A 13,479-nucleotide genomic window follows, 5' to 3' on the forward strand; every position below is an offset into this window, starting at 1 on the left:
AAGGTCTTAACTAAAACTAACAATAATTAACTAAATCTATAGTTTTAATTAAAAAGCCCCAAAAACGGATGGTTTGTTGGGTAAATTACCTAGGCATTAGATCTATTTTTGTATCATTTGTTGTTCGATATAAGCCATACACAGGTCTATCGTTGCCTCTATTCCCTTTTGGTGGGTACGCTCTACACCATGAGAAGCAGAAACTCCAGGTCCAATAAGCCCAACTCGATAATCGTTTCCTGCTCTCAAAGCAGCCGACCCATCAGAGCCATAATAAGGATAAACATCCAAACGATAAGCAATTGATTGGTCGTTTGCTAATTGGACTAAATTGCGACGCATCTCATAGTCGTAAGGACCTGAACTATCTTTAGCACAAATTGAGCAAGCAATTTCTTCGCCAGCAGTTCCAGTACCAACCACCCCCATATCAATAACCAACAGTTCTTCAATAGAATCAGCATAACCACAAGTTCCTCCATGACCAACCTCTTCATAATTAGAAAAGAAAATTTCAACGGGAACATCCCAACCTTTTGCTTTAATTTGACGAGCCAACTCAAACAAGACAAAACAGCCTGATTTATTATCCATAAAACGAGATTTAATATATCCGCTTGGCAGTTCTTGATAATTGGTTTCAAAACAGATAAAATCGCCAACATTGATCCCTAAATCTTCAACTTCTTTTTTGGAGGAAGCTAATTCATCTAAACGAATATGCATATTGTACAAACTACGTTGCGTGCTATTGAGGTCTTTATTGACGTGAGCAGCAGGATTGTCTAACAAAAGCGTTCCCGTGTAAACTTGGTCGGTCAGGGTATAAATTCGGCAATACGCTCCCTCAAAACCATTTAATGATAAGCCTCCAACCTTAGAGATTCTAAGGCTACCATCCTCTTGTATTCCTGCAACAACAGCACCAAGCGTATCAACATGAGCTGCAATAGCCAAACTAGGCGGTTGAGTCCCTAAAGTACAACGTACAGCCCCCTTATTACTAAAACTAGGTTCCCAGCCATACCCTGTTAAAATTTGGTGGATGTATTGACTTGCTTTTTGAGTAAATCCGCTAGGAGAATCGATCTCAACGAGTGTTTTAAGAGTGGTGTAATCTAGCATTTTTTAATATTATTTATTTTTATAATAATGTTTTCTGTTTCAAATATACAATACTTCATTGAAATTGTGCATTACCAATAAATAACTGATACTATATAGATTAATTATATTTCATTAAATTACATTTACTTTCTCAAAAAACATAGGCAGTATGTTGTTGATCTCTACCAAGCCCCAATAGACGACATATCACTCTAACGGTCAAACCATTACCAAATATTGATTCTTTAATAAATCGTGTAACAAACACTAACAAAGGGTAAGCTTCCTACTACTTTTAGCTTCGCTGCTACTACGTGGTTACTGCGTGAGCCTTGTTACTCACTCTGTTCGGGTTATCAAAGAACGAGCTTTTTTAAACGTTGTCAAACCCAACAAAATTATTCTTCTTGCAAATCAACAACTATAAAATTAACTCTACGCTGACTAGCCGCTTCAACACTATAAATAGAATTTCGAGGATCATCAATATCATCACTAATCCCAGCAGGGGCTTTTCCCTCACCTAAAGGTAATTCCTTAATGGTCAATTGGCCGCTATCTAAAAAAGGTTTCAAAGCACCATTTTGGTAGGCAAACATATCTTTAGTAACGCTAACAATACGACGATGCGCCAATGCTTTATTATAAGCAGCAGATGCTCGTGGAGAAGTATAGCCTTGTATGCCAATTTCTAATTTAAATTCATTTTGCATAGCAAGAATAAGCTCATCAAAAAACAAGTGCATTCTTTGGTAGTTTTTTAGCACCTTATCATCAAAGAAATCATCTATATTCTCAGAAATTTGATCTTGGATAGATTTGTTGTACTGAGGAACATGTTCCTTTTTGTATAATTTACGCATTCCTGCATACCGTGTGTACGTTGAAGAATAAGAAGTCTTTTCGTCTCTAGGCTCATTATTGTGAAAATACAAGGACAAAGGCAATAACTTATTAAGTTCGTCCAAGGTCACTTGAACAGATTCTGATACAACAGGCTCTTCTTTAACAACAATGGGTTCGGGTTCCTCTAACACAACTGGTTCGGGCTCAGGCTCTGGTTCGGGAGGGGTTGGGTCAGAAATCACCAATGGAGGTTCAGGCTCTGGGGCAGGTTTTACAGGAGGGAATTCAGGGAGTTTTAATTCATAAATATCATTACAACAAGATTCTCCTGTCAAGATTTGCGATCCAGGTCGATTACTAGCAAAATATCCTGTCGAATCATCTGGATTGATAATAAAATAAAGATCATTAGCGGCGCTGTTCAACGGAATACCAATATTAATTGGTTCATCATACTCTCCATCAATAATATTAACATGAAAAATATCAAAACCTCCTAAACCTGGGCGATGAGAAGAACTAAAGTAAAGGGATTGAGTTGTATTATGAAAATAAGGCGACACCTCATCGCCAATGGTGTTCACCATTTCCCCCAAATTAAAAGGCTCTCCATATTTTCCATCTTCTAATACTTCTGAAGCCCAAATATCTTTTTTGCCAATTCCTCCCCTTCGTTCAGATACAAAATACAAAACTTCACGGTTCCGTAAACTATCAAAACCAATAGCAGGGTGTGTATTGGTAACCCCTTCAACATTAATGTGTTCAGGCAATTTAACCGCTTCTCCCCAATTATTTTCTCCTATTTTGGGACAATAATAAATCTGACAGATCATTTTTGCTTTTTTACTGTCATAAACACATTTTGTCAAGTACAACTTCGTCCCATCTGTATTTAGTTTTGAATTGCCAGAGTTTTCATATTTAAGGTTAAGGTTTTTGTTTTTAGCTTGTTCAAAGCGGCTCTGTCCTCTATTGTTTGCCATCATAATCTTTCCGACTAAATTTTGTCCTTTCCCTACCACCTTCCCTCTCATCAATTCTCGCTCAAATCTTAAAGAAGAATAATAGAGGGTTTCGCCTACCAAGTGGGGAGAAAAATCGGAATATTTGGTATTTACATCACCACTCATATGGACTATTTTAGTCAATCGATCAGGGTTTTTGACCAAATCTAAAGCAAGATAACAGCCTTTTAATTCATGGTCAGCCTCCAATTGGAGATAGGTTAATTCTATGCCCTTAACCTCCATGGCTAAAAATTCTTTAAAATATTTGATCGCCTCTTCATATTGCCCATTGTGTTTCAAACAATAGGCATAATAATAATCAATTTCTGGGTATTTAGCGGCATAATCTCCTGTGGCTACTTTTCCATAATATTCCTGTGCTCTTGCATGATTGTAACTTTGTCTACAACTCTGAGCATAATAGAATTGGTGCATGGCCAATTTTGCCCCTGACAGCTTTAAGTTTTTAGAAGAAAAGACGGCTTTATAAATATCAGCTGCTTCATAATAATCTTTTTCTTTGTATTCTTTTTCGGCAGCTGCGGGAGTTTTTGGGCTTTTCTGTGCAAACAGAACGACTTGACAAATCAAGAACAAGCAAGTTGTTAGTAATTTTTGTTGTATGGTTATTTGCATTGGTAATGAATTAAAAGTTTGGGATTTGATTTTATGCTTGATGAGTCTCCCTTTTTTGGAGATTCATCGGTAGTAATTTACAAAAATAATGCAAATCAAAGACTTCAAGCTCTTATTAGCCAATCTATTCACTTAGATTTCCCTGACTTGCTTTATGAGAATGGTTCACTCTCTCTTTGAAGATCGAGCTTTATCTCCATAAAATTTAAACGTTCCATTTTTTATTACTGATATATTTATAGAATTAAAAGGTCTCTTACAAGCTAATAATAATAACATAAAACACACAACATATATACAAGCGTCCTGTTTTTTCAGGACGCTTTTTTTATACCTATGATTGACGCTCCAAGAGTCTTACCTAAAAAATAATTATCAACTAAATACACAATACAACTTTCTATAAAACACCGAAATAATCGATCTTTTTTCATGTAAAACATAAAAAAAACATTACTTTAGCAACTGGTAATCTACCTGTCATATCCTTATATGCTATATGTAATAAATTTCAATGATTACACTTACATATCAAATTCTTATTTATTAATCAATCCCCTTATCGATTAATTTAATGTTCTCCTTATGTATTTACACATATATACAAGCATTATTTTTATCAACACCTTACTCAAACATTTGCTTTATGAATCGTTTTTTAATTTTAGTGTCCATTAGTGTACTATTGTTAACAACATCTTGCCTGAAAGAAACTATTATTCCTATGACGGCACCAACTGCCGATCATGAACTAATTTTACTCCCTCCTCCTTGTACACCACCATGTGGACCAGCTACAGTCAGTACATTTTACGCTGGTCAACACATTGATGCAGGAACCGTTACTATTTCTAATACAGCAACAGATCTCATTGTAACCATAGAAACCCATAATAATTGGGTAATGGGTCATACCCATGTATATGTTGGTGCTTTGGCAGATATGCCTAGTACTCGAAATGGCAATCCTAAGGTTGGAAAGTTTCCTTCCAGTACAGCGCATAATCCTATGGTAACTACTTATACCTATACTTATGATTTGGCTACGCTTGATTCTTGTTTTATTGTGGCTACTCATGCAGAGGTATATTTATTAGATGGCAATGGCAATGTTACACAATCCGAAACCGCATGGGCCAACGACATCCAGTTTACTCCTTCTGGCAATTGGGCTGGTTATATAGAGTACTGTGCCAAACCCTGCATAGATTGTGAATACGATACGATTTCCTATGACTTCTATGCCAACCAAACGACATTAATTGGCAACATTGAAGTAACCAATGACCACGCTAACGTATATATAACCTTTAATACTACTGGAATTTGGAATTTGACAACAACAAGTTTGTATATAGGTTCACTAGCTAATATACCAGTCGATAACCTAGGACAGCCCCTTCCTGGACTATTTCCTTATCAAGCAACTCATCCCGCAGGTACCAATAGCCATACTTATACCATCCCATTAACAGCAATAAATACCTCTTGTTATATTATAGCCAGTCATGCAATGGTTTATCACCTCAACTCAGCAGGGCAATTTATACGGGCAACAGCCTGGGGTTTTGGCACTCCTTTTCCACTTAATGATGGAGAGGGTTGGTACAACAATTATTGCACTCAAACTTGTGACGATGGAGGAACCACCAATTAATAACATCAAAAAATACAAGCATATTCTAGAGGCGTTCTGTTATACAGAACGTCTTTTTTTATTCGCTTAAAGAATGCTTTTAGCTAAATAAGTGTTAAATTCATGGTCAACATCCAACTACTTAAACAAATTCTAGACACATGTATATTAGGTTTTTATTTGGCTTATTTTTTTTATTCTTTACAACAATACTTTATGGTCAAAATGTTGATCCAGATGAGTTGGCGGAAGCACAGAAAAAACTAACAGAAGCCCAAACACTTTATAGCAAAGAACACATAGAATATGCCAAAGCTGCCATTAACTTAGCGCTGTTATACTATAAAGACGAAAATGCAGATTCTGACGAAGGTGATTCATTGGTGCTTCCTGCTCTAAAAATAATTCGAAAAGAAAAAGGAACCACTGATAGCAGTTATCATCACGCACTAGCTTTGCTTCCTCCTGCTCGATCAGCATTATTAGATGCTTATTTGGACCTTCAAGAAGCCTTGGTTCAGGAGGGAAAATACTCTCCTTTGTACGCCCAAAAGTTGCTAAAATCTGCGGCTGTTTATTTATCACTCGAAGATTTTGAAGGGCACTTTTTAACCGTTCAAGCTTACCAAATTTTAGCAAAACTCTCCACAGAAGCAGCAAAACCCGTTTATGATTATGCCAAGCAACACATTGACCCCGTCATTATTCGCTTAGCCAAAAGTCAAGTTCATCTACAACAATTACTTAAGACCGAACCTCAGTCTATTGCTACAGCAGATGCCTTGATTCATTTTGCAGGGCTATCCATCCAATATAATGACTACAGAACAGCCTATACCGAAACCGATACCAGTTATTTTTATATTCAGACGGCACTGGCTATTTACAAAGAGAAACTAGGTAAGACACACAAAAAATATAAAAAAGCCTTTGCTACTTTTACCAAAAAAATGCAACTGTTTTATCCTATAGAAAAGGATATGTTAAATCGAATCAAACAGCATGCTACTGCCAACGACCAATTTATCATTGATTTGAGACCTTTTCTAAAGGGTGTGGATACTACTACTTTTATATTCTATGGAATAGAAAGTGTATTTGAATGGGTAAGAACAGACTTAAAGAGGCATCATGGTGGCAGTAATAGTAAGTACTATGCCATCATTCAAGCCATGGAAGAAACTTGGGATTTGACGGAATTGGAAAGTAAAATTGCAATCCAAAAAAGCATTGTTAAACAAGTACAAACAGAATTTGGAAAAATAAGCGAACCTTACGTTAAAGCTCTTATCAATCTAGCCAATTTATATGTTAAAGATAGTGATTATATCAATGCCTTTAAACCCTATTCCAAAGCATTTCAAATTCTAGACGAAATAGAACTCAATCTCCCTTTTGATGCCAATAGCGAAGAAACACTCTTTCAAAAATATATCCGAACCATTGCCCCGCCTTGGAATACCTTCATCACCAATGAACACAACCTAAGCATTCAATCGGCTATTTATGGTGAACAGAGCAATGAATATCTAACAACATTATTCCAAACGGCTTGGGATTATCTCAAAAATGACGATTTAAGAAGCAAAGGCGATCCTTATTTCAAAAAGGGAATGAAAGGGCTTTCAGAGAAAAATTTCTTTATTGCAACTAATTGGGTAGATTCTTTGCTTCGACGAGACCCCGAATACAACCTTCCGATTGTAGCAGAAGTACTTCCAAAAGTTTTTCCTTTGGTCAATCTAAAACAAGCCTTGCAGTTCACGTTAGATAGCCTAACTAATGAATATGGAAATTATAGTGTTGAATATGGCAATGCTTTAGAAGTACTCGCAGATGGTTATTTTTATGCCCAAAACACTCCCAAAAGTGCCGATGAAGCCTTGCGTTTGTATCGAAAAATATTAACCATCTACAAATCAAAAGAAGGGGTAGAATATAGTTATTTAAGGCTATTAAAACGATTGGTCAAGAATATTGAACAAGCTAACCCATGGTCTATTGATGAGAGTAGTTATTTCTTTGAAGAGCTAGGCAAGACGCTCCAGTACCAGAAAATTGACGACTTAGCATACGCTACTTATTTAGGACGTTATGCCAATTGGCATTACAAAGGAGAACGCATTATTGCAGCAGAGCCTCATTATCAACAATTAATTAATATTTACAAAAATAAGTCTGAGCAAGAGCAAACCAATGTTACTCATGTACAGGCTTTGTATAACTTAGCGAGAATTTATCGCAAAACAGGACGTTACACCACAGCCGTTAACGCTTATTATGTTGCTTTAGCAGCCAGTAAGGCAAGCAACAATTGGACGCTTATTATTCGTTGTTTTGACGATTTAGGCTTAATTGCACACAAAAAAAACAAAATAGACTTTGCGCTACAACTGTTTGGCAATGCATTAAAAGTCTTAGAATTGGTAGAAAAATTTCTCCCCGAAAAAGATCGTTACCACGATTTTCAAACCGCACTTCAATATACCAAAATAATGCGCCACATCGGAAGGCTTTATTTGGATGAAGGAGCCATAGAAATGGCAGAATCTTATTATGATAAAATTAAAGCATTTGAACGAGATGAAAATAGTCCTGTTTCTTTTAAACGAGATATATCACTACGATCTGATTTAGCTCATTTAGCAGAACTCAAAGGAGATACCCTCAAAGCCATTCGTTATTATCGAGCAGCCATTCGCCAATTAAAAGACAAAGGCGAATTGGCGGATGTGAACATTGCTTTTGCCAATTTTTATAGCAAGAATGAGCAAGATTCTATGGCTGCTATTTATTTTACAGATGCTTTAAAAATTGATTTGGAACAGATCGAACAAAATTATACCAACTTATCTGAAAAGGAACGTTTGTTATTTCTTGCTCCAATCGCCAAACGCATTAACCTATTTTTTAATTTTGTAGTAGAACATCCTGATAGCAATTTAATTTTAACTGCGTTTAATGCTCATCTGATGGTTAAAGGCTTGGCTTTAGAAACTTCCACCAATCTGCAAAGTGTGTGTATGGCTACAGAAAACATTGCGATTCAGAATAAATGCCACCAGATGCAAGCGCTACGAAAGCAATTGGCAAAATCCACCGCTCTCCCACTTGATGTTCAAGACGAAATCAATGCCCAGATTGTATCACTAGAAAAAGAAATTGGAATTTCTAGCAAAGACCTCAGAGCTTTTTTTGGTAAAAACAATAAAAAATTAGATTTCAGCCAACTTCAAAAAATCTTATATGCTATGGAAACAGACGATAGCCTTGCTATAGCAATTGATTTTTTAGTCCTTAATGAGATAGACGAAAACGAGGAAGAACAAGCAATTTATTATGCTGCAATTGTCAATTCTCACACCAATCTACCACAGTTTGTTCGATTGGCAACCGAAGAAGAACTAGAAGATGTATTGGCACCTGATATTGCTCCCAATACCATTAATTATATTACAGACGAATTGGAAAGTAGGTACCTTTACGAATTAGTTTGGGAGCCCATTTTGCCTTATATAGACAGCAGCAAACGATTGCATATTTGCCCTACTGGGATGCTTAGTAAAATTGCTTTTGGTACCTTGCGAAGTAATGATTATACCCAACGGAGAATTATGGACGATTGGTCCATTCATTATTATAGTTCCTTTCGGGATTTGTTAACACCACAGATACATGAAACAGTAAAAGAGTCTGCCAATATTGGTTTGATTGGTGGTGTTGAGTTTACCTTTACCAAGCAAGAAACGGAACGGTTAGCAGAAAGTATTGGGATTCCTTCTATTGAGGTGGAAGAAGCCTTAGATCAGAAAGCCCAACCAACAGCCTATTCTAGAGGAAGCAGAGGAGAAGATTTTAATTATCTTCCTGGTACGTTAAAAGAGGTAAAAGCAATCAGTCAATTGTTCCCATCGGGGTGGGTGGTTCAATTATTAAGTGACACCTTAGCTACAGAAGAAAATTTGACCATTATGACCGATAATTCTCCTACTATTCTGCACATTGCCACTCATGGTTATTTCTTCCCTACGCCTCCCAAAGAAGACCACGAAAACGATCAGTGGTTGAGCAATTCCAAAAAAACGCAATCCTTGGAAGATAAAATTGCCAATTTGTCCAATCCCTTATTGCGTTCTGGCTTAGCCTTAGGAGGAATTAATAGAGTATGGAAAGGTGGGGAAGAAATCGAAGGGCTAGAAGATGGAATTCTTACTGCTTTGGAAGTGGCGAATATGGATTTGTTTAGAACCCAATTGGTGGTGCTTTCTGCCTGCGAAACAGGACGTGGAGATATTGATAACAATGAAGGGATTATGGGCTTGCGTAGAGCCTTCAAAACCGCTGGAGCCAAACAACTTATTATTAGTCTTTGGAAGGTCCCCGATCAGCAAACTTCTGAATTGATGCAGCTCTTTTACAAAGGGTATATCAATGGAAAGACCGCACACAAAGCCTTTGAACAAGCGCAACATATCATGCGAAAACGCTATAGAAATCCTTATTATTGGGCTGCTTTTTTATTAATTGAATAAAATTTACCGTTCTTTGAGTTAGACTCCTTTTGCTTGATTAAAATGGTTCTTTGACAAACACTAACAAAGGGTAAGCTTTCTACTACTTTTCTTAGAAGAAAGTTATAAGTAGTAAGTCGTATACTTAGTCTCTGTTAATACAGGACATACGACTTACTATAACTGATAACAAAAGTAGTAATAAGAAAGCATGGCTGTTTAATATTCCACATGATTAACTTTGTTATTCACTACGTTCATGAGCGCTGCGCTTTAGTTCGCTGCTAGGTTAGCTAGTCCGCTAGCGCTTATGAGCTCGGTTCGTTATCACTCGTGAGCCAGCATAGCTGGGTTCGGGTTGGCAAAGAATACTATCAATACTATAACCAAACAATTAACCACTACAAAACTAAATACTATGACAACAAATACACTTTTAACGTCCTTTTTTCTCTTTTGTTTTTGTGCTTGCATCACAACACAAACGCAGGCACAAGCGATTCATGATGCTTTTGAATTAAGAAACTATCTAACAGAAGATCATCGACTTGCAATTGGCAACAATGAAATGCAAAAAGAGACCTTTTACCAAATATTAGCCCGAAACTTCAGTCAAGAAGAAATGGGACTCACCCATCGTGAAATTGTTGCCGCTTACCAAGATAATCCTTTTATTGCTCCTTTTTTGACCGAAAACATAGGAGAAGACATTGTTTTTAATGGTGCAACAGGACAACGTGCTTTAGGACCATTAGCAGGAGCTAGTAGCGGCTTAGGCTTGCCTGGATCTACTTTTTTGATGGGCTTGACTGACTTTTTGGTCAAACGCACCAAACAAGAATTGACCATTGCCTTTTTTAGAGATTTTCAGAAAATTGTCAAGCGCTCTGAAGAGATGCAATATCTCTTTCCTACCACCAGCAAGGTGCTGTTAAAAATTGATGAGAATATTTACCAATTTAAAGCATTTTGGGAAGTACTTCGAGAAAGTTTTTTGGCAGATTTGGAGGATCTTGTTTACAACTTGGATGAGTATATTCAACAATCTTCTAGAATTAAAAAACCTGTTATTCGTCACATGATGAGTGATTTTTTTAAGGTGATAGAATTGTTTTATGACAAGACTACTCCTGCTGATGTCATTCATTACTTAGCAGAGGATGCTTATTTGCACATCATTACTCCTAACGAGGACAGTTCTCAATTTGTCCCTACCTTACAAAGTAGCTTAGAATTGTTGGGCATTCTTTCTGGTTCTTTAGAAGACAAAGATGCCAATGGTTATTGGGTCAAGCCCGATTTGATTGTTGAAATGATCAAAAAACCAATGGTAACGAGTTTGTATTTAGGCTTGATTTATCAGCAAGGGAAAGATATAAAAATGGGTGACAAAACTTTTGCAGAGTATCTTGCACCTCTTAGCATTAAAGAAAACGCTGGAAAAGTACGCAACTTGCTCAATACTTCCAAAGCCTTTTTGGATGAAGCCAAGTCCCTAGAACGATTGGCAAAAGATATGCGCAAAAAAGCCAACGACCGTCGTAGAAATAAAAATGCAGCTCCACTAACTGATGCAGACAAAGAAATGGAATACGATGATTATTTTGATTTTACGCAAGGGATTTGCGAAATGGTGCTTTATGCGCATGATTTCAAAAAAGAGATTGTGGGAAGTTCCAACAAAGAAGATAGTCTAGTACATACTTATTTATCGATCATTGGCGACATCAACGGTATGGCTTTAGATGTTCGAAAAAAACATTATACCTCTGCCCTTGTTAATACCCTTTTTATCATCGAAAAGCTATTGCCCAAAGACAAATTTGCCTGTGAACGACAAGTTATCCTTAAATATGGAACCTTTATAGCAACTGCCGTAAAAGCAAAAACTGCATCTGAAGTTTCTGATGCTATCTCTGCCTTTGCCTTGCCTCCAGGTGGCTCTGCCATCAAAAAATACTCTAAATTTAGCATCGCACTCAATGCTTATGTTGGCTTATCGGCAGGGCAAGAAATCTTAAAAGATGTTGGTGCCAATCCTTATTATGCGGTAACAACTCCAATTGGAGTCACCTTCAACTGGGGATTCAAAAACTATGGCTCTATTGGTATTTTGGCTTCGGTCTTAGATATTGGTGCCCTCACAGCTTTTCGTTTTGAAGATGACAATGTGAGTGACTTGCCCGATTTAAAATTTGAGAATGTATTGGCTCCTGGCGGTTATTTAGTTTATGGTGTTCCCAAATATCCTATTGCAATCGGAATTGGTGCTCAATTAGGTCCTAACCTTCGATCGGTCACCAATGGCTCTTTGGTAACACAAACTAGTGGTTGGCGTTGGGGAGCTTTTATTGCTGTTGACATTCCAATTGTAAGTGTTTATACAACCAATAAAAACTATAAGCAGTGTTGTAAAAAATGCAAAAAAAATATTAATTACTAGCTTACATTACTCCGTTAAAAATCGTATTCGATTATTACATGAGTAAAGTAAACTGCGCTAGTTTGTAGCTTAAGCTATAAAGCAAAAAACTATCTCACGAGTGTAAGGAACCGACCTCAGGGAGCTCATAAGCGCTAGCGCACTAGCTAATTAACGGAGTATTAAACTTAAGCAACTATACAAAATCCACTCTATTTACTTATAATGTAGCCATTGAGAACTGGGACAACGTTAAATATAACTACCGTACCATGCTCCCAGTGGCTACATTTTTAAACTACTGTGAATCGTACAAATTATGAATCAAACATCCTCTAATTGGCAACCAATGGGTTACGCTACTTTTTTTCAACGAGTCAATGCCTTTGTTATTGATTCTTTAGTTTTTATCCCCTTGAACCTATTAGCAGAGTATAATACTTTCTTTCTCAAAAACTTTTTGATTGTGATTTTTATCGCTCTAGCTTGGTGTGTTTACAAACCTGTTATGGAATGGAAATATGGAGCAACTCTTGGCAAAATGGTCCTTAAAATGCGAGTGGTAGACGATCAAATGCAAGGCATTTCATTGAACCAAGCATTACTGCGTTTTTTGCCTTACTTTGCGGTAAGTCTAAGCGCCTTGTTATCGAGTTATAGCCTATTTCATGCCGATGGGTTTCAAGAAGTAAACAACTTTACAAGCCTTCAAGACTTGCAACAAGAACCTTCTAATGGTGGTGGTTTTCTTCTTTCTGTCTTCTTTTTTATTTTCTCAGCTACGGCTATCTTTTTTGATGAAAAAAAACAAGCCATGCACGACCGTTTTAGCCATACTTATTGCATTCTTATTCAAAACAAAGCAAGCAATAACTAAACCTCTCCCCCATGAAGAAGCCACCAATACACCCTCAACGGGGCTATCTGGCACTTGCTATTGTGCTCGTCTGCGCTTCCTATTTGCTCAATTGGTTATCGATGGGAAATGTCGTGTGGTTAGGCTTTTATTTTGGTTTTGTTAGCCTATTTAGCTTGATTGTTTATATAGGAATATTGGTGCTGCTTTTAATTGATCTTTCACACCGCCCACTGTCCAAACAGCGTTTAGTGGCGGTGTTCTTTATTACCCTTGCTTGTTGCTTTTGGATGAGCAATCGAGCTTATACAATCTTCAAACAACTTAGAACAATCGATCAGAGTTTTGAACGTATTGGTGAAGGTTGGATTCTTTTTATTGGCTCCAATTTATTTATTCATTACTCCGTTAAAAAATCGTATTACATTGATTATCATCGACATACACTTTAGTGG

General features: G+C 36.9%; 7 protein-coding genes. 5 read left to right on the forward strand and 2 right to left on the reverse strand.

The features are described 5' to 3' along the window. Nucleotides 1-102: 102 nt before the first annotated feature. Both AsAng_RS13140 and AsAng_RS13145 read right to left on the reverse strand, forming a co-directional pair. Entirely contained in the window at nucleotides 103-1,125 is a 1,023-nt protein-coding gene (locus tag AsAng_RS13140) for a M42 family metallopeptidase (RefSeq protein ID WP_264793256.1), read from the reverse strand. Between the two features lie 380 nt (nucleotides 1,126-1,505). Beyond that, nucleotides 1,506-3,599 carry a hypothetical protein gene (locus AsAng_RS13145; protein ID WP_264793257.1) on the reverse strand — a complete coding sequence of 698 codons (2,094 nt, stop codon included), beginning with the start codon at nucleotides 3,597-3,599 and terminating at the stop codon, nucleotides 1,506-1,508. A gap of 646 nt (nucleotides 3,600-4,245) precedes the next feature. Between AsAng_RS13145 and AsAng_RS13150 the strand changes: the two genes are divergently transcribed. The 5 genes from AsAng_RS13150 (at nucleotide 4,246) to AsAng_RS13170 (ending at nucleotide 13,476) form a co-directional block, all read left to right on the forward strand. Further along, nucleotides 4,246-5,256, forward strand: coding sequence for a hypothetical protein (locus AsAng_RS13150; RefSeq protein WP_264793258.1), 1,011 nt, complete (start codon nucleotides 4,246-4,248; stop codon nucleotides 5,254-5,256). A gap of 140 nt (nucleotides 5,257-5,396) precedes the next feature. Next, entirely contained in the window at nucleotides 5,397-9,767 is a 4,371-nt protein-coding gene (locus AsAng_RS13155; RefSeq protein WP_264793259.1) for a CHAT domain-containing protein, read from the forward strand. A gap of 397 nt (nucleotides 9,768-10,164) precedes the next feature. Further along, the gene (locus tag AsAng_RS13160) at nucleotides 10,165-12,189 is read left to right on the forward strand and encodes a hypothetical protein (RefSeq protein ID WP_264793260.1); all 2,025 of its coding nucleotides are present in this window, start codon (nucleotides 10,165-10,167) and stop codon (nucleotides 12,187-12,189) included. 298 nt (nucleotides 12,190-12,487) lie between these two features. Further along, entirely contained in the window at nucleotides 12,488-13,045 is a 558-nt protein-coding gene (locus AsAng_RS13165) for an RDD family protein (RefSeq protein WP_264793261.1), read from the forward strand. Between the two features lie 11 nt (nucleotides 13,046-13,056). Next, nucleotides 13,057-13,476, forward strand: coding sequence for a hypothetical protein (locus AsAng_RS13170; RefSeq protein WP_264793262.1), 420 nt, complete (start codon nucleotides 13,057-13,059; stop codon nucleotides 13,474-13,476). The last annotated feature ends 3 nt before the right edge of the window (nucleotides 13,477-13,479 follow it).

Source organism: Aureispira anguillae (genome assembly GCF_026000115.1).
In the GTDB taxonomy this organism is placed as follows: domain Bacteria; phylum Bacteroidota; class Bacteroidia; order Chitinophagales; family Saprospiraceae; genus Aureispira; species Aureispira anguillae.

Coding starts and splice junctions, on each gene's coding strand:
- AsAng_RS13150 (WP_264793258.1), top strand. CDS start 4,246: ATGAATCGTTTTTTAATTTTAGTGTCCATTAGTGTACTATTGTTAACA.
- AsAng_RS13140 (WP_264793256.1), bottom strand. CDS start 1,125: ATGCTAGATTACACCACTCTTAAAACACTCGTTGAGATCGATTCTCCT.
- AsAng_RS13145 (WP_264793257.1), bottom strand. CDS start 3,599: ATGCAAATAACCATACAACAAAAATTACTAACAACTTGCTTGTTCTTG.
- AsAng_RS13170 (WP_264793262.1), top strand. CDS start 13,057: ATGAAGAAGCCACCAATACACCCTCAACGGGGCTATCTGGCACTTGCT.
- AsAng_RS13165 (WP_264793261.1), top strand. CDS start 12,488: ATGAATCAAACATCCTCTAATTGGCAACCAATGGGTTACGCTACTTTT.
- AsAng_RS13155 (WP_264793259.1), top strand. CDS start 5,397: ATGTATATTAGGTTTTTATTTGGCTTATTTTTTTTATTCTTTACAACA.
- AsAng_RS13160 (WP_264793260.1), top strand. CDS start 10,165: ATGACAACAAATACACTTTTAACGTCCTTTTTTCTCTTTTGTTTTTGT.